This window comes from Arthrobacter sp. NPDC089319, assembly GCF_040684925.1.
Classification (GTDB): Bacteria; Actinomycetota; Actinomycetes; order Actinomycetales; family Micrococcaceae; genus Crystallibacter.
The window spans coordinates 197,969-221,478 of sequence record NZ_JBFBGZ010000008.1 but is presented as its reverse complement, the minus strand read 5'-3'; the positions used below and the strand labels follow the sequence as shown (position 1 = coordinate 221,478).

Genomic DNA, 23,510 nt, shown 5'->3' with positions numbered 1-23,510 from the left:
TCAGTTCCACTCACGATTTGGCTGTCAGACGGCTTTCCACCGCGCGGATGCCGCTTTCCTCGATCCCGCTTAAGTGTGCCAACAGACGAGAAAGCAGGTTGTCCGTTGACAGCAGGTCGCGGATGTCCTTGATAGCCCCATAACTGGCGGGGGTCCAGGAGTTATGCAGTGAGATCATGCCTCCGACCACAGCGTCTAGTGCCTTCGGCACAGAAATATCGTGCTCACCGAAGTACAGCTTCAGGTAAGACTTTTCTGCCTGTCCTGGGACTAGCTCGAAATGTGATTCCAGGATATGCCCGGAAGTCGTGCGGTCAATGATGTGCATAAATTCACCGAAAGCAGGTTCGGCAACCATCTGGTTCAGAATCTGATTGGCGAGATAATCCCAGCCGCCATCTCCGTCGCCTGAGATGCGCTTGGCAGCCTCTGTCATCCACCTCACGGCAATAGGGTTGCCGGACTGGCCGGCATGCAAAACTGCAACGTGAAAGGAATTGCGGCTGGGAACACCGAAACCGATCATCTTCTCGCCAGGAACGCTGCGGAACGTATCGGTTGGGTCTTTGGTGATAATGGTATCCGCATCGACAAATGTACCGCCGAACTTAGCCAAGACTGCAGCAGATACGGCATCGGACTGCTTGGCTAGGGAAAACCGCTTCAGTCGTTCTATGTCATAAACGTCCCCCACGTACTTGAACAGGTTCCGGTGATTAATGACTGTCAGATGCAGATCCGGAATCTGGCGAAACCATGTACTGACGCATAGATCAATGTACTTTGGGCAGGAAGGGCCTTCCCAATACGTATAGAACCGTGTCACGCAGACTCTCTCATAGTGGTTTCTCGGCGGCCGACGATATTTGCCGGAGGGCTGCCGGACAACCCCGGTGTGTAGGAACTCCAGCCCATCCGCTGGAGCTATAGTGCCTGAACTTAACTGCCGGCACCGGCGCTAGCCCCACTTATGAAGCTCGGGATCGAACGCTTGTGAGGCCTTCTTGAAGCTCACTGCTTTGGAAGATTCCCGCATAGCGTTGTAGACGCGCAGGGAGTTGTTGCCGTCGCGAACCGGGAACGCTTCCCGAATTCGATCCAGATAGAACTCCGAAGGCCCGCCTTGTGCCGCTATCAGCGAAGTCTCCCGGACAACGCCTTCCACAGTTGCTTCCACAGGTCCGAAGCCGTCGTCCTGATAGGAGAAGTAGCCGGGGCGTTCTGTGTGGCCCCCGCCGAAGTATTCATCGCGATCGAACTGGAAGTAGATCACGGCGCTGTCGAGGTAGGCAATATTGAAGGCAATCGATGAGTAGTCGGTAATCATCACCGCAGTCTCGGCCATCACCTGCTGCACGTCGTCGACCCCGTATCGCTTGATCTCCACGTATTCGGGGACCTCGAAGCTGTCCATGTACGGCTGAGTATTGGGGTGCGGCATGAAGGCGATTGTAAGTCCGTGCTGCTCGGCCACTGCGCGGAACTCTGGCGAATGCAACAGCTCCTTGTAGTTCCTCACGTAGTCACTTCCGGTGAAAGCGTCGTTGCGCTCCCTTGCGGCAGACCCGGCCAGTGTCTGGCCCACCAAGTAGCTGCGCCAGGTAGGTGCGATAAGTATCAGGTTTGGACGCCCTACGACTTTGCGCTTGCGCAGCAACGAGTCATGACGGGGCAGGCCCGTAAGCCTGACTTCCTTGGAACTGAAACGGTAAGGCGATCCATCCCCGGCAATGCTGTTGTATTCATCCTTAGTGGACGTAATGAACAGGTCCACTGACTTTGGGTTCAGCCAACGGGACAGATCTCCCTTGATGATCCCGTGCTGGAGGAAGGTAAACCGCCACTGCCGGGATCCGTACTTCTGTGGCAGGGGCTTTACAACATAGTTGTCGATGTGCGAAGAAGCATAATGGTCGGCGGACAGCATCAGCAGCTTCCACTGAAACGAACCATATTCGACCAGCTTCACGCCAGCCTTCTCCAACCTGTCCCAGTCCGGAGCGTCGCGGCGCAACACGTACCAGGCATTAATCTTGGGTCGGTTAGCCTGCAGCCAGTGATACAGCTCCTCCGCACTGTCGTTGGCTTCATTGTCGCGGTCCATCAGCACCCAAGCGGACCCATACTTTGCCTTGACTGCGGGAGACCTCAGCAGCCAGGCGGTCCATACATCGAGAACGTTCTCCTTGGTCAGTGCCCGAGTGGTCCTGTTGGCTTGGGCCTTGGCCCAGCGCAGGAAGTACCGCTTTCGCGTGGATTCTTTCTTACGATATCGAACCGGAACTGCGCGAATCATCGACTGACGCATGGCGGATAACTTACTCATGTGAAGGGTAAAATCGGGACGGTTCGGTTCATTGTGAACGAACCGAATCAACCGCTCGTTGAGCAGTAGCTTGGCCGTGCCTTCGGCCGAGATCCAAAGCGTACGTTCCTTTAGAACCGTTCGCCTCAAGAAGTTCAGATGTTGAATTTTCGCGTGCCTTGCCTGAATTCGGCGGCCCTTGACGATGATTTCTTCTTTGGGCAGCTCCCCGGTGTACCGATACGTCAGCTTGACGAGGTTCTGGTGGGGGTCCAGCGGACGGACTATCGCATAGTCCGTAACAAACGGAGCGGTCTTGTAGCCCCAAATTAGAGCTTGCCGCATCCAGAGTGCGATCGGCATGGCATCGAATGCCATGACCGACTCTTCGTCGATATATCCGAGGATCTCCGTCAGCAGAGAGTGATACTCCTCAAAGACCTCATCGGGCAGGCCTGCGCTAGCCGAGAAGATCGCTCGGTCGCTCTTGAGGTACCAGAAGACATCGTAAAGCACCACGTTTTGTAGCCATTGAGGCACCGAGCCTTTAAGCTCCTTAGCCCGGCGGAGAATATCCAAGAGGCCAAACCGGGGTACATCGATGTAGCTACCAGGATTGCCGTGGCTGGTCTGCAGCGTGGAAGTGCCGTCCGATCTGCGGCGGTACAGATATTTGGACGAGGAAACAATGCCAATCAGTGGCAGTTCCGCCCGAAGCAGATAGTTCGAAACGAAGTGCGCGTCCTCGAACTTGGGACGGATCTGCTCGCCGAAGCGGATTTCATGCCTATTCAGCACCGATACCCGGAAGAATGCTGTTGTTGCCTGCATTTGAATCGAGTTGGGGTATCCGCGCAAATCGACGACGCGGTTGCCTCCGGTGAACCGGCCGCGCAGCGGGTGCCCGTCCCTGACTTCACCGGTGGTTTCCTCAAAGAAGATTGGGTTCGTGGCATACAGAGCTGCCTCGCGATGGTGCTTGCTAACCATGAACTTATACGATTCGGCAAAATAGTCCGCGTCCAGCATGTCGTCCGGGTCTACGAAACAGACCCATTCATGCTTGACCTCGGCGAGTCCGACGTTCCGAGCCGAAGCCTGTCCGCCGTTCTCCTTGTGCAGCACGGTGACGTTCTTGTGAAGGGCTGCCCAGGCATCGGCGATTGTCCCAGTATCGTCCGTCGAGCCGTCATTGACGAGGACAACATCGAGTTTCTCGAATCCATAGTGCTGTTGTTCCAGCGACCGGAAGAAATCGTCAAGATAGCGGCCGATGTTGTACATCGCTACCACCAGGGAAAATCCCCCGTGGTTCCCCCGGGCGGGATTGGTTGCAGACGTTTCTTGTGCGTCGTCTGGCGCCGCACTCAGATCAAGGCTAGTTGCCGTCATTGTCACTGATACTTTCGAATTTACTGGGCACGGGAAGGTAGGAGGCAAGGAAACGCCGAATTAGCTGGTCTGAAGCTTTGCGTTCCTCGTCTGTCTGCTCGGTGGCTCCATCATTTACGCAGAAGGCGTCATAGCCACGGCTTCGGTTGATGATGCTCATCCGCGTCAGACCGTCCTCGGTGGCGGGGTCCACGTATTCGTAGCGGAGCCTTCCAGGCACAGCTGCACCGCCGGCCAACGCGTAATTGAGATACAGCGAGCCTGCTGCCGCAATGTCGGAAGTTGTGCGGAATACCGCCCCCCGGGTTTCCTTAAAGGCTGCGGGATGGCGGCTTTCAAGGTCCTCCATGACGGACACCCGAAGCGCGGCTGCGGTGTGGAAGAATTTCTGCGTCTGGACCACTCCGAAATCCTGGATGAGGATTTCGCGTGCGTTCTTGGCCGCCGTGGATGAAGCGATTTCGCCCAGTTCCGGGGCCCGAAAGTCGACAAGCGCGCGGGACTGGAACACCTTGCCAACGCCATTGGGATGGAAGAAAAGCTCGGAGGCGACCGGCCGGCCCAGCAGCATGTCGTCATTCAAGTAGAGGAAGTACTCGGACAGTCCCGGAATACGGTGCAGGCAGGCTTCGATCGCGTGCGAGTTGAAGTTCGGCAATCCGGTTTCATCTGGCCAGATATCCTTGTGGTCCACTACGTGCACCTTGGGGTTCTCCGTGTTCAGCCAGGACGGCGTCTGCCCGGCCGTGACAATCCAAATGTTGTTTACCCACGGGGCAAACTGCTCCAGTGCCCTCAAGCTGTAGCGTAATTCGTCGTGATCAGCGAACCGGGCGTCGTGGTGGGCGCGTTCGGTAAAGGCAGCTACGTCCGCTACACCGGCTGCCGCTGCCTTCTTCTCCAACCAGACTGGATCTGTGCCGTCCACCCAGGTGTAGACGACGTCAACCTTGAGCTGTGTCCAGGCCAGGTGGTGATAGGCGGACCATACTCTAGGGATACCCTGGTTATCACAGTTCGCCGCCTCAACCAGGGAGAGGGAAGTAGCCCTTTCAGTCCACACCGGCGGCTGAAGAATGCCCTGCTCGTCCAGGTCCCAGAACTGCACGTCAACACCCTGCTGAGGGCCGGCCGTGAAAGTACTATCTACGTTGGCACGCACGTATTCCCAGATGCGAAGGGCCTGAGGCGAGCCAGCGGCACCGGAACTAACACGTTTCACCACTGGCGCCGCACGGTTCTTCTCCGAAACGGCCGCGCAGTACCATTGGCCCAGCTGCTCCGAGGACTGCAAGACACTCCAGACCCGGCCCCTGTCAGAAGCAGCGACGCCGATGGCGGAGGGCTGATTGCTTCGGCGGGGCACCACCCAGAATGGGATCCCGGCGCCTTGGAGAATGTCCCTGACCAGCGCAAAGGTCTGCAGCCGCTGCTCCGGCAGTCGGAGCTCCGGGTCGATCCGCCAGATCAACGGGACTCGGAAGTGGTTTAAAACGCGGTGATTCTCACTCAGTCCGGAACGGCGGGCGTGCCTGACAAAGGCCCTCGCCGAAACCTGCTTCGATGCCTCGGAATGAACCCTGCGCAGCACCCTCTGCACTGAATTCCTAACCATGGATGTCCCCTAAAATACTTCGCTCAACACAAGTTCGAGCAGCGCGTCGCGAATGCTTCACGTGCTCAGCTCAACTCTTTGACGATCTGGCTGATACTGTCCAAAGTCCGCTTCAGCTCTTCGACGTGGCGTTCGTCGAAGGCGCTCAGTACCCGCTTCATCTCCGTCGTGGAGATGCCGCTGGTCCTCGGCAGGTAGACGACCTCAACCTTATCCATCAGGTCGTCGAACTTTCCGCGCCAGTCTTCACCGATGCCAAAGATGTCGACGCCGTACTTCTCGATGTCCTGGCGTTTCTGCTCCCAGTTTTCCTCAGGGACCGCCAGATCAACGTAGCGGATGGCTCGCACGATCTCGATCCGCTGCTCAAAAGGGACGATGGGCTTCTTGCCCTTGACCGCGTTGAAGTCGTCGGTAGAAACACCGACGATCAGCCGGTCCCCGAGCTCACTCAAGCGCCTCAGGACGTTCAGATGACCAACATGGAACAGGTCGAACGTCCCGTATGTGAGGACTGTCTTGCCCACGCCTACACCTCGAACCTTGAATTAACCTTTAATTTGCCTGTTAAGAGTTTAGGCTAACGATTCGATGAACCGGACCCTTTACACAGCCGAGTTGCTTAGATCACTGGCCAGCGGCCCGATGCGCCCATCTTGAGGAGGGTGAACCACTTCAGCTTTCGCCTGTTCTCCCCCGGCCCCCAAGGGTTCTGCTGCCAACCGGCACGCCAGCCGGCGAACCACGGTTTGAGCTGGCCCATTTCTTTTCGGGAGCGGAGGATCTGGACCAGCGTCCAAGATGCTACATAGGCCCAACTGAAGGGCCAAGGCAGGTTGCGTCGGGCCAGCCACACCCGGTTGCGAGCGTTAAGCCGGAAAAATTCCTCGTGCCGGCGAGGATCGATCACCGGGTGTCCTGCGCGCAGGTCTCCGGCGTACCAGGTACGGAAACCGGTGTCCCAGACCCGCCAAGCGAATTCAATCCCCTCGTGCGCATACCAGAACGTAGACGGCCAGCCACCGGTGCGTTCGAACACGTCGCGGCGCATTGCAATGGCCATCTCGACAACAGAAAACACGTTGCTGGATTCAAAGGCGGTGCCCTTGCGCAGCCGCGGAATCCACCGCTGTGGAGCGTGGTGGTCCGTCGGGTCTTCGATCCTGGGCTGGATCATGCCGATGTCCGGCCGGTCCCGGAACAGACGAGCGCAGGAGGACAGGAAGTCCTCGTCCGGCAGCCAAGCGTCGTCGTCAAGGAAGAAGAGGTACTCCCCCGATACCTCCGGAACGCCCGCATTCCGCCCGGCCGGGATCCCCAGGTTTTCCTCTAGGTGAAGGGCCTTGAAGCCGGTGGGCAGTCCTTCGGGCTTCCAGCCGTTGCCGACCACGACCACATCCAGGCTGACCCCACGCTGGGCTTGCAGCGAGGCAAAGCCTCGCCGCAGATCCTCTGGCCGCGTGCCCTGAGTCAGGATGACGACGCCAAAGCTGGGCACTGCCGGGGAGTCGCCGGGCGCCGTCGCACGATTGTTCGGCATGGTGGAGCTCACTTCCGCAGCCTCGGCGACGCCATGATGGCCACGAAGTGGCCGATGTTGACGAGAAGCACGGCCGGCACCATCACGTAAAGCAGCCAGCGCTCCCCCAGCACGGCCTCGCCGGCAATCAAGGAAATTACTGAGGCGGCCAAGATGAGCAGGCTCATTTCCACCGAGTGAAGTACCCGGTGGAACGGCAGGAAACGCGCCAACCGGCGCAGCCGTCCGATCATGGTCGCCACGGGGACTTCCTTGGCCGCGGCTGTGTCCGGCAGTTTGTCCATTCCGGCCAGCGCCCGTGAGGCGTGGACCATTTCATTCTGGGCCTTGTTCAGCACGATCAGGAACGCCAGCAAGGCACCCAGGAAAAGAAGCATGTACGCCTGACCGGGATCAGTGCCAAACAGCCCGAAGCCCCCCAGGCAACGCAGTCCCAGCGCGATGGGGATCAAGCCCTCGGTGGTGTAGTGGCCGATCTTGTCCAGGAAGATGCCCTTGGGGCTCTGAGTCCCGCGCCAGCGCGCCACTTCGCCATCGCTGCAGTCGAAGTACAACTGCAGCTGCGAGAAGAACACCGCCAGCAGCGGACCCCAGATACCTGGGATGATCAGACAGGCGGAGATGGCCCAGCCTGACAGGATCATCAGACCGGTCACGCCGTTGGCGCTGATGGGGGTGCGGACCAGCACGCTGGTGAGGTAGATGGAGATGTGCCGCAGGTACAGCTCGGCCGTCCAGTGCTCGGCGTTCTTGCGGTTGCGCACCTCCGGCGGCTGGGCAACGGCGCGCAACTGCTCCAGCGTGGGGCGGGCCGGGCGGGTGGTGCCGGTCATGACTTCCTCCGGCTGGTGTCGACGGTGCCAGCGGCACCGAGGAGCCGGCCGCGAAGGTAGCCCAAGCCCCAGCTGACGTGGATGCCTGGCAGGACCACTAGCATACGAACGCGTTCCGGTTTGCCGAGTTCGCCTGCCATGGTGGCGGACGCGTAGGCGACGCCTGCACCGTAGAGGACGGGGACCAAACCGGCGGCGGCCGTCAGGTACTTCAACCAGGCAGGAGCGTGTCGAGTGGCCCCTGTTGCTGAGAGCACAACTCCGGAAGCCCCGCCTACCAGGCTCGCGACCAACAGAGGGGGCATAAAGTGCCGTACGGACTTGCCTTCCCGGTGCCGCCGGGCAAGCTCTGCACGCCAGATGCCGGCCGCGTAGAACTGCCGCACGAGCTTGCCAAAGCTGGCGCGCGGCCAGTAGGTGACCTTCAGTTCCGGGTCGAACCACACGTCGTAGCCAGCTTGGCGCAGCCGCAGACACATATCCCAGTCCTGTCCTCGCCAGAGGGATTCCTCGAACAGCCCCACTTCGTTAAAGACTTCGCGTCGAAAGACCCCAAGATAGGCGGACTCGGCCGGCCCCTCGGGCGCACCACTGTGGTATGCGGCACCTCCTAGCCCCAGCGGAGACACGTACGCTGCGGCTACGGCCCGTTGGAACGCGGTCTTTCCTTGGGCGTCCATCAGGCCGCCGACATCGGCGGCACCGGTGCGCCGTAACGTTTCTACTGCGCGAGCGGTGTAGTGCGGTTCTAGTTCGGTGTGGGCGTCCACCCTGACGATGACTGGATGCTTCGAGACCTGAAGAGCAAGATTGAGCCCGGCCGGTGTCCGGCCGGTAGGGCTGGTGACGCTGCGCAGTCGCGGCTCGTGCGCCTGAAGTTCGGCAACGATCCGATTGGTGCAATCCGTCGAGGGCCCGAGGGCCAGCACCACTTCTTTGGGCCCGTCGTACTCCTGACCGAGGACGCTAAGGACCGCGTCCTTGATGTGGGCTTCCTCATTGAGGACCGGCATGATGTATGACACGCCAGGGTGCTCATCCAAGGACGGCAAGGTGGATGCAGAAGCCACTATTTCCTGGACTCCCGGTAGGCCTTCACGACTTCCTTCGGATCGCCGTCCATCTCCAGTACGCCCTTGTTGATCCAGATCACCCGGCTGCAGGTGTCCAGAATGGATTTCATCGAGTGGGATACCAGGAACACGGTGCCGGCGTTCTCGCGGATCTCCCGGATTCGGGCCTCGCTGCGTTCGCGGAAGCGCTGATCCCCCACGGCGAGGGCTTCGTCGACGATCAGGATCTCGTGCTGCTTCGAGGCAGCAATGGCGAACTTCAGACGTGCCTGCATACCGGATGAATAGGTGCGCATCGGCAGGTCGATGAAGTCTTCCAGCTCGGCGAACTCCACAATTTTGTCCCGGAGCTCGTTGATCTCCTGCTTCGAAAAGCCGAGGGCCAAGCCGCCCAGCTGGATGTTCTTTTCTCCCGACAAGTCAGGGATCAGCGCGGCCCCCACGCCCAGCAGATTCGGACGGGACGTGGCGTAGACGGCGCCTTGTGCAGGCGGAGTGAGGCCGACCAGAGTCCGCATCAGGGTGGACTTTCCTGAACCGTTGGACCCGATAACTCCGATGGACTCATTCTCATAGGCAGTGAACGATATCCCCTTCAGGGCGTGAACTGTCCGCACTCGACCGGCGGCCCGCTGCAGCAGTGATCGTCCCGTTCCCTTGACTGGTTTGCCGCCGGCATGGACGTGGTACTTCACATGGAGGTCGTCGACAACAACCACGGGCTTACGTCCGTTGGCTGCCATATCTGAGCCGATCAACTCTTCTCCTGTCTTAGTCAACTCGGCCATACCGCTCCTCAGCTACCCAAAAGAACAGGACCCCAGCAAGGAAGACCGCCACCGACCAAACGGAAAAGTAGAGCCAGTACATCGGTTCGTAGTCCATCCCAGGCATGAGGATCCCCCGGGCAATGGAGAGGATCTCATGCAAAGGATGGAAGTCGAAAAGCCTGACCGCCCAAGGATGTGATTTCAGGATGCGGTCGATGGCAAACAGTACGCCGGAGGTGTAAAACAAGATTCGGGTGACGAGCGGAAGTATCTGGGTCAGGTCTCTGACATGGACCGTAAGTCGGGCGGCGATGAGTGCTACGCCCAAGTTGAAGACAGTGAAGATAACAACCAACGGAACAATGAGCAGCCACTCCACACTGATCGGCGCACCCAGGATCAGGATATAGATGAACATCACGGCGAGCATTGGCACGAGTGTCATCAACTGCTGGATCACAGTGGAGACCGGCAAGGTGATGCGTGGGAAGGCCAGGGACTGCACCAATGCGCCATTGCCTGTGATCGATTTGGCACCGTTGTTCATAGAACTGGCAAAAAACTCGAACAGGAAAACGCCGATCACCACATACATCGGAAAGTTTTCAGGCCGGTTGGCGCCTTGAAGGAGGCCGAAGATTGCCCCGTACATCAGCGCATTCAGCGTGGGTTTAATGAAGATCCAGAGCATGCCCAGCCGGTTGCGCTGGTTGGAGGCCTCTATTTTGCCCCTCGCCATGGCGATGGCGAAGTCACGTCGGGTCCAGGCTTCCGCTAGGTAGCGAAAGAGCGAGGGCCGGGCGCCGACTCGATGGAGGCGGTTCTCGCTCGCATATTCGGCAAGGCTCATGCCAGGTAGTTTCCCTTACTTACGCGTGGATGGCAGCGTCGCCATTCCGTAGGGGCCGGCGGTGCACCTACCGAGTTTAGTTGATTCAACTCCGAACCGGAGATTCGTCCTCGCGGAAGAACACCCGTAGCTCAAGGCTGTGCTGCCCAGCTGCGTCCTGGACGTAGATGGCTTTCCCCACAATTCCTTCGAGGGCGCCCGTGCCAGAGCCCGGGATGATGTGGCCGTCGCTGGCCGCGGCTTCGCCCTCCGCGAGGCCCCAGTGTTGAATCACCATGGTGCCTTCACGGCCGTCCACCGATCCGGTGAAGACCTCGGACGCGACGTACCCGGCGCCGGTTGCGTTGCCGGCCATGAGCAACTCGGCGCGGCTGGTTCCTGTGATTAACCCGTCAAAAACTTTGGTCACGAGTACCCGGCTCAGATCCGAGTTGGTCCCTTCGACTTCGTACGGTTCGGGAACCCAGTCGGTGACGTCAAAGTCTGCGGCGATGATGTGTTCGGCGTCGGTGGTCATGAGGCCTGCGGTCTCCTAGGTAGGTGCCGGACGCATTTGAGGGCCTCAGAAAAGGCGCTGGTCGTCTGCATCGGCGTATTTCTTGCGGAAGAGTTTGCGGGTTCTCGGGTCCAAGAACACCAGATACAAGGCGAAGGCGACCGCCACGATACCGGCAAGAAGCCGGGCTGTGTCCAGATCGAACTCGATGTACGGGAAGATATCCAACTGGTCTGTGATCGCGTAGATCATCAAGAACGACGTCACCGCATAGACGGTTCGAACCTGCCAGTCATTACGAATACCGGTAGCGGCGAAAAGCGGCAGCAGCCAAACGATGTACCAGGGCTGGATCATCGGGCCCAGCAGCACCACTGCGGCCAGTGCCAGCGCCAACCGCCGGACGATTCGATCGTAACTGCCGCGGAACATGGTGTAGAGCACTATGAGCACGGCCACGACCTTCCCGGCTGTGTACACGGACGCTTGCACGAAAGCGCCGTCGAACCCCAGTCCGCCGGAAATCAGCCCCAGCAAGATCCCGAGGAGTCCTACCGGTGCGTACCAGATCATCAGGCCGGCGCCTTGCTGGCTGAGCGCTCCAACCCAGCCGAAGCCGAGGCCGTTGATCACGCCCATGACCGCAAGCAGCCCGAGGGACAGGCCCGCGGTCATGGCCCAATAGCCGAACTTGCGCGGCCAACTGGCACCCTTGCCCGCCCACAGCAGCCCGACGAACGGCAGGAAAATCAGTGTGATCGGTTTGATGGCTATAGAGAGCGTTACCAGCAGAATGCCTAGCAGCACCCGCCGGGTGGCCGCGTAATAGAGGCCGGCCAAGGCAAGCCCAAGCATCAGGGCATCGTTGTGGATGCTGGCAATGAAGGTGGTCAGGAACAGCGGATTGGCGCAGGCCAGCCAGAGCGCGCGGTTCGGATTGATCCCGTGCAGTTCCGCGAGTTTCGGCCCGAAGTAGACGCACATCGCGGCGCCGGCGATGGCGAGGACCCGGAACATGACGATGGAGTATTCAGGGTGCCCGCCGCTGAGCCAGACGATGAACTCTTCCAGCCACAGGAAGATCGGGCCGTAGGGCGTTGGGCTGCGCGCCCAGAGATCGTCGGCGCCGGTCTGCAGGTAATTCTGTAGCTGGTCATACCCATCCACATAGGGGTTGAGGTTGTTGACCATGACCTTGCCCTGCGCGATGTAGGCGTAAACATCCCGGCTGAACAACGGGATGCTCAACGCCAGGGGCGCGCCCCAGGCGACAATCGCGGTGAGCGTGGCCCGGCGTGCCTCGGCACCCCAGACGGTGAACTGCTGCCCCAGCCGCAACCACGCGCGAACCAAGATCATGCCGCCCAAGGCCAGCAGGATCACCGAGAGGATAACGCCGACCAGTTCCACACGAAGGAAGATCAGCAGCGGCCAGCGGCGCAGTTCGGACACCGAGGCCAGCCAGCCGACCCCCAGCGAACCGAGGAACATCATCAGGGAACCGATGGTGCCTTCGACGATGCTCAGGCTGGACCGCTCCTTAACGTCGCTTCCATCCCGAGGGACGGCGGGCTCGGCCGTAGGTCTTTGGGCGGTCATCGTCTCGGCGATCCAATCACTCCGGGGTCGGTACACCTGGTCCGGTGCGGTCATCGTCTCGGCGGTGGTCCGCACGCCTCAGAACGGTCAGGCGGACACATCAGCAGGCGGCTGCTGATGGTGCTTTCTGCATGTTAGCACCGGGCACCTCGCCAGTCCGTGCGAACCGGTCCCGCGATGCAAGAGCAGGACGCGATACATTTGACGGGTGCCAATCTCTAACGAACATATTGTCTGGATCGACTGCGAAATGACCGGACTGGACCTCGAGGCGGATGCGCTCATCGAGGTTGCCGTCCTGGTCACCGACTCGGAACTCAACGTATTGGGCGAAGGAGTCGATGTTGTCATCAAGCCCAGCGCAGAGTCCCTGGCCCAGATGAACGACTTTGTTCGAACCATGCACACCACCTCCAAGCTGCTGGACGAGCTGCCGCACGGCATGACCATGGCGGAAGCCGAGGACAAGGTGATGGAATACATCACCCGGTGGGTTCCGGAGCCGCGCAAGGCACAGCTGGCGGGCAACTCCGTCGGCACGGACCGAACGTTCCTGGCCCGGGACATGCCCCGCGTCATCGACCACTTGCACTACCGAATCATCGACGTCTCCACCATCAAGGAGCTGTCGCGCCGCTGGTTTACCCGGGCCTATTTCCAATCCCCGGCCAAGAGCGGCGGACACCGCGCACTGGGAGACATCAAAGACTCCATCAACGAACTCCGGTACTACCGCGAAGCCGTCTTCGTCCCCTCCCCCGGCCCGGACTCCGCCACCGCCAAGAAGATCGCGGCCGGAATCAACACCACCCCTGCCGGCTAGATTGTTAGGTACGCCACTTTCCCCCGGGAATGGTCTAAAGTGGCAAAAGCCAGATGAAAAGCATGTAAACTAGTCTGCGTTGCCTTACTGGTTGGAGACCGGCAGGAACCGTTTGAGCGGGGCCCGTCGGGAGGAACAAGAGGGCACATGGTGGGTATAGCTCAGCTGGCAGAGCGCCTGGTTGTGGTCCAGGAGGTCGCGGGTTCAATCCCCGTTACTCACCCCGAAGGTCCGGCAGCAGCCGGCAAGCAGAGCCGTCCCGCACGTCGGGACGGCTCTTTGCATGTCCCGCTGTAGCGGCTGCGTTCCCACAGCACCGTCGAGGCGGCGGTGCCAAGGCACGCTGAAGCCATCCTGATTGAAGGAGAAAAATGACTGTCCGCCCCGTCACCGTCACCGGAGAACCGGTGCTGCACCGCCGCGCCGTCGAGGTAGAGACCTTTGACGATGAACTCCGGGCCTTGATAGCGGATATGTTCGAGACGATGGACGAAGCCAACGGGGTGGGCCTGGCTGCTCCCCAGGTGGGCATTGGTCTACGGATCTTCACCTACGAGTTTGCCAACGACGACGATGTCCCGCCGCGGGGCGTGCTGGTCAACCCGACGCTGGTGCTCGGCAAGGTTTCCGGCGCGGAACCTGACCCCGACGAGGAAAACGAGGGCTGCCTGTCCGTGCCCGGTCACAGCTACCCGCTGAAGCGGGCCGAGTGGGCCCGGGTCCGCGGGTTCGACGCGGACGGCAATCTGGTGGACTTCGAGGCAACAGGCTGGTTCGCCCGCGTGATGCAGCACGAATACGACCATTTGGACGGCAAGCTGTACATTGACCGGCTCAATGACCGGTGGAGCAAGCGCGCCCGCAAAAACATCCGGAAAGAAGGCTGGGGCATCCCCGGCAACACCTGGCTCCCGGGCGTCGATCCGGATCCGTTCGGCCACTGATCCCTTCGTCGCCGCACAGCCGTAGCCGACCCGCTACGGCAACCTCCTGCTCAGCCGCAGCCGGCCCGCGGCCTTTCAGCTGTCGGTAAGGCCCGACTTGTGGTCTTTCTCGCAGCGGCGCAGGTCCTCCAGCGTAATGTCGCGCAGCCGTTTGAGCTCATCGATGCGCTTCTCCGGTACGCTGCCGCGGGCATATGCATCCTCCGCCGCGTGCAGCAGCCGCTCGGCTTCCTTGTGATTGGCCTGTGCCTGTTCCCACCGCGTCATCTCAACCATGCCGCCATTGTAGGAACGCGGTCCGGCTAAAAGCCATAGCAAAGGCCGGCGGCATTCACTGCCGCCGGCCTCCGCCGTCGTTATTACTGGATGTGCTGGGTTAGACGGTTTCCGCCACCGGCTCCATCACTGCCGGGAAGATCTTCGGGTTGACCCCGGCGATCTCTTCCAGCACGCGGACCACCTGGCAGCTGTAACCGAACTCGTTGTCGTACCAGACGTAGAGCACGGCGTTCTTGCCGTTGGCGATGGTCGCCAGACCGTCCACCACGCCGGCGCGGCGCGAACCGACGAAATCGGTGGAGACGATTTCCGGCGAGTTGACGTAGTCAATCTGCTTGCGCAGATCCGAGTTCAGCGACATGCCGCGCAGGTACTCGTTCAGGCCTTCCTTGGTGGCGTCCTGCTCCAGGTTCAGGTTCAGGATGGCCATCGAAACATCCGGGGTGGGGACGCGGATGGCGTTGCCGGTCAGCTTGCCCTCGAGCTCCGGCAGGGCCTTGGCCACCGCCTTGGCGGCGCCGGTCTCTGTCAGCACCATGTTCAGTGCCGCCGAACGGCCGCGTCGCGTGCCCTTGTGGAAGTTGTCGATCAGGTTCTGGTCGTTGGTGTAGGAGTGGACCGTCTCCACGTGGCCGTGCGCGATGCCGTACTTGTCGTTCAGGGCCTTGAGCACCGGAGTGATGGCGTTGGTGGTGCACGACGCCGCGGAAACGATCTTGTCGTCGTCCGTGATGTCCGAGTGGTTCACGCCGTGCACGATGTTCTTCAGGCCGCCCTTGCCCGGTGCGGTCAGCACCACGCGCGAGACGCCCGGGCACTGCAGGTGCTGGGACAGGCCGGCTTCATCGCGCCACTTTCCGGTGTTGTCCACCACGATGGCGTCCTTGATGCCGTACTGGGTGTAGTCCACCGACGCCGGGTCATTGGAGTAGATGAACTGGATCAACGTGCCATTGGCCTGAATGGTGTTGTTCTCTTCGTCCACGGAGATGGTGCCGTCGAACGGTCCATGCACGGAGTCGCGGCGCAGCAGGCTGGCGCGCTTGATCAGGTCATCGTCGCTGCCCTTGCGGACCACTACCGCGCGCAAGCGCAACCCGTGGCCGCCACCGGAGTGTCCCACCAGGATGCGGGCCAGCAGGCGGCCGATCCGGCCGAAGCCGTAGAGCACCACATCGGTGCTGGTGCGCTCGTCCGCACCGTGCTTGCCGACGATATCCGCCAGTTCGGCGCGGACAAAGTCCTTCAGGTCCGTGCCGTCAGCCTCATTCTTGAACTTCACCAGCAGGCGGGCCAGGTCGACCGAGCCCGCGCCGAGTTCCAGCTCGCTCAGCGCCTGCACCACCGGGAAGGTTTCTTCCAGCGGCAGTTCGGCGTCGTCGATTTGGCGGGCGAAGCGGTGCGCCTTAAGGATGCCAACCACGGACTGGTTGATCAGGCTGCGCCCGTGGATGGAGGTGACCACGTTGTTTTCCCGGTACAACCGACCGATCATCGGGATCATCGCCTCGGCAAGGGCCTGGCGGTTGCTCCACGCATCTAGGGTCGACTCTGACATCTGGTTCACAGAATTACCTTCCTACATCAGCCGGGTTCTCCCTCGAGCCCGGTTGTCACCGCCGTGGATATTCACGACGACGCCGCTTTCGCCCGACCTTCTGTCCGGTTCCGGCGGCACGCCACCGCCAACTGCCGGCGGGAAGCTTCCAGGTCTGCACGGTTTGGCCGCTCGTTGCCAAGCGACGCCAGTCACGCCTACCTGCTATCCATTCTAGGGACTGCTTGAGGCACCGGCGTACGCCTGCGGGTGAACTGCCTCACCTTAACGGGCATCGACCCGTTGGCTGCTTGATGCCATCTGGAGGTGGAGACAGCGCTGCGGTGCTTCCCCAGCTGGGGGAAGCGCCGCCGTCACGGGCTGAAGCGGTCAGGCTTTGAAGATATCTTTACGGACGCCCATAATGATTCGGTCGCCGGGGTCTGCCGTCTTCAAGTAGCGGACAACGTTTTTCAGGTCCAGCGCGATGCAGCCGGCGGTCGGAACGGGGTTGGCATGCAGGAAGATGGCGAAGCCTGCGCCTTGCTTGATGTTTTCCCCCGGTCCCCTGTTGTAGTCGATCACCGCGCCTTGGCGGTAGTCGCCGGTGGGAAGCCGCATATAGAACCACATGTTCTCATCGGGCCACCGCTCGTATCCTACGGAGCCGGATTCGTAGTACTTGTTGTAGGAGGAACCACGAGTGCCCGACCATCTGGACTTCTTGTTCAGCTTCTTGTACTTGAGATCGGTGCCGGGATTTCCTTCACCGAAGGCTTCGTGGACCGTGAAACTGCCTTGCGGGGACCATCGGTACTGGGTGTGGCCGGATGCCACGCCAGGGCGCTTGAACCCCTTGAGTCCCACGGTGGCCTTGCCTGTCTTCCACTCCTGCTTGTAGATGGAACCGATCCGCACGCAATTAACGAAGCTCGCCTTGGCAGTGCCGTACTTCTCGGCGATGGTGAACGAGATGCGGTTGGCCCAGCCATGGGCATACCGGGTCTTGCCTGCACCGATCGCCCAGCATTCATTCTTTGGGTACATCACCGCACCCACGCGGGCCGCTACCAGAGAGCCGCCCTGGAAGACCTGGGTGGTCTTGCCGCTGCGTTTCACTGCATCCTGCATCGGGTAGCCCAGCTTGCCGTTCTGGCTGCCGCGGGCCGTCCAGCTGTGGTTCATCTGCGAAGTCAGAATCCGCGCGCCCGTGGAGGATGAGTACGCGACAGTTCCGTTTTGGAAAGTCTGGACGCATCCCTTGGCCTTAAGACCGCACTTCGGATCCGAGGTCGGGTAGCCCATGGTCCCGCGCTCGTATCCAGATGCCTTGAACTTCTTGTAAATCCGGTGCTGAAGGTCCGTGCTGCGTGCCCCGGTTTTGGCCGTCCAGTAGATGGCGACGCGCTTTGCGCTCGTGGTCGACGGCGCGTAGGTACGGACGCACCCATTGCCCACCAGCCGGCAGTTGAGATCTTTGACCGCAACCAGTTTCAGCTTTTTCGCCTTGGCATCGATGGCTTTCTTGCCAGCAACAATGTGCGCCGGCGTATAGCTGATGGTCCCGCCTTGGAACCGTTGAATGGCGCTCTTATCGGAGCGAACCGTCATGTCCGCGACGGGGTAGCCATATTTGCCATTTTCAAACTTCGCGTCGCGATAGGTTTTGTAGATGGAGTGTTTGAGGTCCACCGCATACGCCCCCGAGCCGGCGGTCCAGTAGATCGCCACTTTCGCTTTACTAGCCGCGTCGGTGAAGGTGCGGACGCAGCCGTTGTCCTTGAGCGTGCAGCGGAAGTCATTCAGCGGGCGGAGCTTCAGCGCGGTTGCCTTCTTGCCGATGGCGGCCTGCCCCGCGGCCACGTGCGGAGCTTCCGCCGCGGGGCTGCTCGTCTCCGGTGCTTCCTTGGTGGCACTTTTCCGCTTGGGCGAGGGCGAAGGATCTGCGTCCGTTGCATCCTTTGTCGCCTCGGGTGGTGAGGGCATTGCCGGCTGCCCTTGATCGGCGGGCGCTTCCGGCTGCGCGGGCGCTGCGGGCACCGCCGGCTCCTCTGACGCTTTGTTGGACGGCTCGGCAGGAGTCGGAGGCGCAGGGCTCGCGTCCGTCGCTGTCGGCTGAGGTTCAGGAGTTTCGACGGTCGGCGTCCCGGTAGGGACGGGGCTCCCGCTGGAGAGCGCACCGCTGTCCAGGGCGGAACCCGTCGGTGCGGGTAATTCGGTCGCTTGGGCGGACGGCGTAACTGGGTCGGAAGCGACAGCCGGCAGAGCAGAGGACAGCAGGGCGGTCAGCACGGCAGATGTCAGGCCGACGCGCAGCATGGGGCGCAAAATAGAGGGCGAAGGGCGATACATTTTTCCCCCGAGGAAAGAGAGATGCTGGTGGTGGAACCAGCGGAGACTGTATCCGCCACTGTCGTCCTCGGCGTGCGGAATGTTAGACACGTCGCTGGCACCATCGCGTCCTGCCACCGCTGAGCGGCGGATCTGGACCGACCAACTTTGGGGATACCTGCTGCTGCGGAGGACTGCGAGACTGTGCGGTAGCGGACCCTGCCACGGCCCCAACCCTGCGGCGGTGTTCGGCAGTCGAAGCGGCCCCGCCGGACTCCCCAACCTGGCGGGGCTGCTTCCTTGGGGTAACTTCTGCCCAGCCGGATTCTGGATGGTGGCGCAAGGAGTGGACTGGCTGACCTATGCGCCTGGTTCTGGCGATGCGATCTCCTGACCTGCAAACGCCCCTACGCTGCAAGTTTCGGGCCAGGATCTACAAAGTCAGTCCCGTGCGGTGCCTGTAAGTACCTTGGTCGGCACTGGGCCGCGGAACCAGCCCGGCGCCTCATACACGTAGCGCAGGAACGGCCCACGCAAAACAACCATGAACCCGAGTGAGAGGCAAACAGCACCAAGTGCAACCAACGGCGGAAGGATCAGCCGCGTGCCGACCGAAAGATCCCCTGCAAGGCTCAGCAATGTTGTTAGGAACGCAATGACGACGACGTGCGCAACATATATGGGCAACGTGTTGCGCCCCAGATATTCAAGAACAGCGCCGCCGGGCAGCGAAACCACATACGCCGCAAGCATGAACCCAAAGGCAACGGCCACGACGCGCACCAGAAAGGCGGATGGACCGGACCGACTCAGATCGAAGAAGGCAAGCGCCGCCGCCCCGGCAATGAACAGCGCCCCGATCAGCACCGCCCGCTTCCAATTCCGCTTCTGAACCCACTCGAAGGCAAGCTCACGCAGATAACAGCCGGCCAGGAAGAAGAAGAAGTACTTGCCCATGCCGTTCCAACTGATGTTCCAGGACGACATGGACAGGAACTGAACGGATATGACGGCTGATACCAGCAACTGGATGCGGTAGTCGACCCTTCCCTGCATCAGCTTGGCAGCGATGAAAAAGAACAGCAGCGCGTGGATAAACCACAACCCGGACGTCGGAAGCAGTGGGGCGGTCAGCAGCCTGGTGAGGTCTGTTTCCTGCGGCCTGGCTTCCATGGGAAGGACTGTGAAATAGAGGAACCTAATGACTGACCAGAGCAGGAACACCCATGCCAAGAGGCTCAACCTGCTGGACCAGAGGACCTTCCACGGACGACTTATGACCGACGCGGCAAAAAGGCCGGAGGCGGCGAAGAACAGTGGCATCCGAAATACCTGGAGGGTTCTGTTCACCTGCACCCAGGGGCCCGCGATGAGATCCATCTGGCCCAGCAAGATGACGGAGTGATGCAGCGCCACCAGCAGTATTGCCATTCCTTTGGCTGCATCCACCCATTGCACGCGCGATGATACCGCCATGTATTCCTTCTAAGCTGAAGCATTTGAACATCGTGGAGGCGCTACTTGACAGGTGGCTTTACGTTCCCGTCAAGTGCGTCCGCACCAAGGCCGGGGCGCTGGCATCGAGCCCGGCTTCAGGTTAAAGGCTAGTTCAAGACTTGGGCGGCTAAGACCAGCGACACCATGGCCTTAAACACTTCAGCGGAGCCCTTGCCGAATTCAAACCAGCGACCAAGGATTCCCACCTGTTCCCGGCTTAGCTCTGGCCAGTGGTTTGACTATCGATGCCTACAAATCCGTCCGACAGGCCTCTCCTCCAGTAAATATAAGGGAAGAGTGGGACGGGTTGGCCTATGAGCCGGGTTCTGTCACCTGCGGCAGTTGCCCGCCGCCGGGTGGCGATCATCCATCTAGGAGCACCGTTGCCGGTGCCCTCAAGCGGCCTACCCGGACACTCGGGCGAGCAGCCCTCAATCGTGCCCTGTCTGGCCTTGCTCCGGGTGGGGTTTACCTAGCCGCCCCGGTCGCCCGGCGCGCTGGTGGTCTCTTACACCACCGTTTCACCCTTACCAGGTGCTGCACGAGGCAGCCCTGGCGGTCTATTTTCTGTGGCACTTGCCTGCGGGTTTCCCCGAGTGGGCGTTACCCACCACCCTGCCCTGCGGAGCCCGGACTTTCCTCGGCAGACGGATCTTCGCAGACCCGTCCGACGCGATCGCCCAGCCAACCCGTCCCGCCTTCAGGATACGGCCTGCTCCCCCGCCGCCTGTAATCTGCTTCGCTTTAGACGGTTTCCCAGCATGACGACGGCGGCGCTCCCGCCTTTCTTTCGTGCGGCGGTGCGCTCCGACGGTAGGCTGCTACGGTGCTGATTCTGCTTCCGCCTTCCGAAGGAAAGACCGCTGCCGCCAAGGGACATCCCTTCGACCTGCACGAACTGCAGTTCCCGGAGCTGAATCCTGCCCGGGAGGAAGTATTGGCGGCCCTCGCCCACATCAGCCAGAGTCCGGATGCTTTAGCGCAACTGGGCGTCGGCGCATCGTTGGCTGCCGAAGTGGAGCGCAATACCCGGCTGCACGACGAACCTTCCGCCCCGGCTCACACGGTCTACTCCGGCGTGCTGTACGACGCCCTCGGCTACCGGACGATGACCGCCACGCAGAAGCGCAAGGCCGACGCCGCCGTCGTCGTGATTTCAGCGCTCTGGGGTGCTATTGGTTTCGCGGACAGCATTCCGGCCTACCGGCTGTCCATGTCCGTGGGGCTGCCGGAAACCGGGAAGCTGGCCTCCTACTGGAAGAAGCGGCTGCCCAAGACCCTGGACACGCACGCCGAGGGGCACCTGCTGGTCGACTGCCGCTCCAGCACTTACGCCGCGGCGTGGACGCCGGAGCCGGCCCGCACCGTGGTGATCAACGTGTTTCAGGAGCGCAACGGCAAGCGCACGGTGGTCTCCCACTTTGCCAAGCACACCCGTGGCGAGCTGGCCCGGCATCTGCTGACCCGGCGCGGCAAGGCGCCCGAGACGCCGGCCGCGCTGCTGAAGGCGGCACAGGAGGTCTGGCAAGCGGAACTGGTGGACGGCACCGCCCGCAAGGCGCACGCGCTGAACATTATTCTGGCCGAATAGATCTCCACGCGGGCCTGACGGCCCTTGGTCGATCACCGGATTACTTGGCAGGCGGCCCTTGGCCGGCCACCGGGCTACTTGGCTGGCGGCCCTTGGCCGATCACCAGGCAACTTGTCCCGCGACCCTTGGCCGATCACCCGGGGCGGCGTGGCCGGGTGGTGCCGCCGCGTGTTTGCCTGGCGTTCACCAACGCCACGTAGCTTCGGTGCGTCCGAGTACTTGATGCATTGATGGGGGCGTTGGGGCGCATGTCCGAACGAGAACTAGATTTTGTCCACAGCGGCGTGCTGGTGCAGTTCAAGCGGCGCGCCGCGAAGCTGGACCGGCGCCACCTGATTGTCATGTTTGCGGGCGTCGGACGGCTGGACAGCTTCGAGTTTGACGGCAGGGCTTCCAGCGATAGCCAGGCGCACTGGCTCTGGATCAAGGACAAGTTCGACGGGCAGCACGCGTATTACCTATGCCGGGATATGGACTTCTCCATTGAGCAGGCGGTGGTCGCACTCATCGATGCAGAGCTGGAGCGGCTGGGGCTGAGCCGAAAGGAATGCACACTGGCGGGTTTTTCCAAGGGCGGGTTCGCTGCGCTGTATCTGGGCATCAAGTACAACTTCGGCAATATCCTGGCCAGCGCCCCGCAGGTCTACGCCGGCACGCATACCCGCGGGAACCGGCCCAAGATCTTCGCGCATCTGACCGGCGGCGGAGGGCAGGCCGAGCTTGAGGCGCTGGACCGACTGCTGCCTGACGCGGTGGAAGCTGATGAACGGACGGATAAGAACATTTACCTGTTCAGCTCCCCGCGGGACCAGTTCCACGCGGCGCAGATAGTGCCAGCGCTGCCGATGTTCGCAAAGTACCCGAACTTTAACTACATCGAGACAGAGTCGGACCTGGTCAACGAGCACACTGATGTGACCCGTTACAACGTGCCACTAATCCTGGCCACGCTCTACGCGCTCGCAGAGAACGTTGCGCCGCGCTACGGCACGGTGCGCAACGGCAACCGGATGGAACCACAACAGCGCACCGAGGTGCTTTCACGGCAGCGGGAGGCCGGTGCCGCCGCCGCCGTCGCCAATCTCACCGGCGTGCGGCTGGCTGGTTCGGTATTCTTCCCGGAGGGCGTGGGGTTCCTGCGCGGACACGCCACCGAGGAGTGGACGGACTTGACCAGCACGCTGGTACTCACCGCGGAAGCTACCCGACGCGAGTTCTCGCTAGGTGCAAACGAGGACGCGCGCATCTCCTTCCGGTACTTCCAGCAGGCCTACTGCAATTACCGGCTGGCCCGGTTTTCCTCGCCCAAGCACCAGGGCATCGATCTGGCCGGCCTGCCGGCGGGTACGTACCAGGCACGGCTGCGGCTGGCCGTCCCCGGCCGGGACGCCGAGCTGCCGCTGGCCTCGGGCACACCGCTGAGCGCCGAATCGCAGCGGGACGGGCGGCTGTACCGTTTTCGCACCCGGCCCGGCGGCGTCGTGCTCGATGTGCGCCCGGTCCTCGGCACCGCACCGCGGGAAGCATACTTCCGGCTGCGCACCAGCTGGGCACGCGGGCCGCGCGTGCATCTGGACGGGGACTTCGCCGTCCGCGGCGTGGAGATCCCCGACAGCAAAGCCGCCCACTACTACCTGGTGCTGCACGGGCCGGCAAGCATCCACGCCTTCGCGCTGGCCGCCGGCGGCTTCCGCGCGAACGCAAACGTCTTCGGCGACGCGCTGAGCGACTACTCCGGCGCGCACTTCGGCACCCGCAAGGGCACCGGCGTGGACATCTCCGCGCTGCCGCCGGGAACCTACCACGCCGCCATCAGCCTCAGCTGCGCCGGCGGCCTCTACACCCTACCCACCGGCAAAACCGTACAAATCAGGACCACCGCTGGCACTACCGCCACCCTGCGTGACACCGCACCCGGACCGGCGTCGTTCCGGAGGAGGTTCGTCCGCTTGGCACCGTCGGCGCTCCGGCGCCGGATCAAACGCCGGCTGGCCCTGCGGTAACTTCGGCTCCGCACCCCGCGGTCGGCAGCTG

Annotated in this window: 19 protein-coding genes, 1 tRNA gene and 1 other RNA gene; 5 read left to right on the top strand and 16 right to left on the bottom strand. The window is 61.6% G+C overall.

Features of this window, described 5'->3' with window-relative positions:
* Positions 1-10: 10 nt before the first annotated feature.
* From AB0N75_RS13625 to mptB, 11 genes are all read right to left on the bottom strand, one after another.
* Positions 11-826 carry a capsular polysaccharide synthesis protein gene (locus AB0N75_RS13625; RefSeq protein WP_364650676.1) on the bottom strand — a complete coding sequence of 272 codons (816 nt, stop codon included), beginning with the start codon at positions 824-826 and terminating at the stop codon, positions 11-13.
* 132 nt (positions 827-958) lie between these two features.
* The gene (locus AB0N75_RS13620) at positions 959-3,697 is read right to left on the bottom strand and encodes a CDP-glycerol glycerophosphotransferase family protein (RefSeq protein WP_364650673.1); all 2,739 of its coding nucleotides are present in this window, start codon (positions 3,695-3,697) and stop codon (positions 959-961) included.
* On the bottom strand, positions 3,684-4,991 hold the full coding sequence (locus AB0N75_RS13615) for a stealth family protein (protein ID WP_364650670.1): 1,308 nt from the start codon (positions 4,989-4,991) through the stop codon (positions 3,684-3,686). The genes AB0N75_RS13620 and AB0N75_RS13615 overlap by 14 nt, the downstream gene beginning before the upstream one ends.
* A 386-nt stretch (positions 4,992-5,377) precedes the next feature.
* Complete coding sequence (locus AB0N75_RS13610) at positions 5,378-5,839, bottom strand: adenylyltransferase/cytidyltransferase family protein (RefSeq protein ID WP_364650667.1); 462 nt, start codon at positions 5,837-5,839, stop codon at positions 5,378-5,380.
* Between the two features lie 95 nt (positions 5,840-5,934).
* On the bottom strand, positions 5,935-6,852 hold the full coding sequence (locus AB0N75_RS13605) for a glycosyltransferase (RefSeq protein WP_364650785.1): 918 nt from the start codon (positions 6,850-6,852) through the stop codon (positions 5,935-5,937).
* A gap of 8 nt (positions 6,853-6,860) precedes the next feature.
* A complete protein-coding gene (locus tag AB0N75_RS13600) occupies positions 6,861-7,685 on the bottom strand; it encodes a CDP-alcohol phosphatidyltransferase family protein (protein ID WP_364650664.1) in 825 nt (274 codons plus the stop codon).
* The gene (locus tag AB0N75_RS13595; protein WP_364650662.1) at positions 7,682-8,755 is read right to left on the bottom strand and encodes a glycosyltransferase family 2 protein; all 1,074 of its coding nucleotides are present in this window, start codon (positions 8,753-8,755) and stop codon (positions 7,682-7,684) included. Before AB0N75_RS13595 ends, AB0N75_RS13600 begins: the two co-directional genes overlap by 4 nt.
* Positions 8,755-9,546, bottom strand: coding sequence for an ABC transporter ATP-binding protein (locus AB0N75_RS13590; RefSeq protein ID WP_364650659.1), 792 nt, complete (start codon positions 9,544-9,546; stop codon positions 8,755-8,757). The genes AB0N75_RS13595 and AB0N75_RS13590 overlap by 1 nt, the downstream gene beginning before the upstream one ends.
* Positions 9,530-10,378 (bottom strand): ABC transporter permease, encoded by an 849-nt coding sequence (locus AB0N75_RS13585; RefSeq protein ID WP_364650656.1) that lies wholly within the window; start codon positions 10,376-10,378, stop codon positions 9,530-9,532. Before AB0N75_RS13585 ends, AB0N75_RS13590 begins: the two co-directional genes overlap by 17 nt.
* 85 nt (positions 10,379-10,463) lie before the next feature.
* Positions 10,464-10,895, bottom strand: a complete 432-nt coding sequence (locus AB0N75_RS13580) for a DUF3224 domain-containing protein (protein ID WP_364650653.1) — start codon at positions 10,893-10,895, stop codon at positions 10,464-10,466.
* A 45-nt stretch (positions 10,896-10,940) separates the two neighbouring features.
* Positions 10,941-12,473: a polyprenol phosphomannose-dependent alpha 1,6 mannosyltransferase MptB gene (gene mptB / locus AB0N75_RS13575; protein WP_364650650.1), complete on the bottom strand. Its 1,533-nt coding sequence runs from the start codon at positions 12,471-12,473 to the stop codon at positions 10,941-10,943.
* A 208-nt stretch (positions 12,474-12,681) separates the two neighbouring features.
* Between mptB and orn the strand changes: the two genes are divergently transcribed.
* The 3 genes from orn to def all read left to right on the top strand — a co-directional run bounded on the left by orn (position 12,682) and on the right by def (position 14,240).
* Positions 12,682-13,296, top strand: coding sequence for an oligoribonuclease (gene orn / locus AB0N75_RS13570; protein WP_364650647.1), 615 nt, complete (start codon positions 12,682-12,684; stop codon positions 13,294-13,296).
* Between the two features lie 150 nt (positions 13,297-13,446).
* Positions 13,447-13,519 (top strand) — tRNA-His (locus AB0N75_RS13565).
* Positions 13,520-13,667: 148 nt separating this feature from the next.
* Positions 13,668-14,240 carry a peptide deformylase gene (gene def, locus AB0N75_RS13560; RefSeq protein ID WP_364650644.1) on the top strand — a complete coding sequence of 191 codons (573 nt, stop codon included), beginning with the start codon at positions 13,668-13,670 and terminating at the stop codon, positions 14,238-14,240.
* A gap of 75 nt (positions 14,241-14,315) precedes the next feature.
* On the opposite strand, the gene AB0N75_RS13555 is transcribed toward def, so the two are convergent.
* The 5 genes from AB0N75_RS13555 to rnpB all read right to left on the bottom strand — a co-directional run bounded on the left by AB0N75_RS13555 (position 14,316) and on the right by rnpB (position 20,576).
* Positions 14,316-14,516: a hypothetical protein gene (locus AB0N75_RS13555; protein ID WP_127514882.1), complete on the bottom strand. Its 201-nt coding sequence runs from the start codon at positions 14,514-14,516 to the stop codon at positions 14,316-14,318.
* Positions 14,517-14,616: 100 nt separating this feature from the next.
* Positions 14,617-16,077, bottom strand: a complete 1,461-nt coding sequence (locus AB0N75_RS13550; RefSeq protein WP_364650782.1) for a glyceraldehyde-3-phosphate dehydrogenase — start codon at positions 16,075-16,077, stop codon at positions 14,617-14,619.
* A 369-nt stretch (positions 16,078-16,446) separates the two neighbouring features.
* Positions 16,447-18,621, bottom strand: a complete 2,175-nt coding sequence (locus AB0N75_RS13545) for a L,D-transpeptidase family protein (RefSeq protein WP_364650640.1) — start codon at positions 18,619-18,621, stop codon at positions 16,447-16,449.
* 207 nt (positions 18,622-18,828) lie between these two features.
* Positions 18,829-19,863, bottom strand: a complete 1,035-nt coding sequence (locus AB0N75_RS13540; RefSeq protein ID WP_364650637.1) for an acyltransferase family protein — start codon at positions 19,861-19,863, stop codon at positions 18,829-18,831.
* Between the two features lie 320 nt (positions 19,864-20,183).
* An RNA gene (gene rnpB, locus AB0N75_RS13535) (RNase P RNA component class A) lies at positions 20,184-20,576 on the bottom strand.
* 134 nt (positions 20,577-20,710) lie between these two features.
* Between rnpB and AB0N75_RS13530 the strand changes: the two genes are divergently transcribed.
* The gene (locus AB0N75_RS13530; protein WP_364650635.1) at positions 20,711-21,475 is read left to right on the top strand and encodes a peroxide stress protein YaaA; all 765 of its coding nucleotides are present in this window, start codon (positions 20,711-20,713) and stop codon (positions 21,473-21,475) included.
* Positions 21,476-21,724: 249 nt separating this feature from the next.
* Entirely contained in the window at positions 21,725-23,479 is a 1,755-nt protein-coding gene (locus AB0N75_RS13525; protein WP_364650633.1) for a hypothetical protein, read from the top strand.
* The last annotated feature ends 31 nt before the right edge of the window (positions 23,480-23,510 follow it).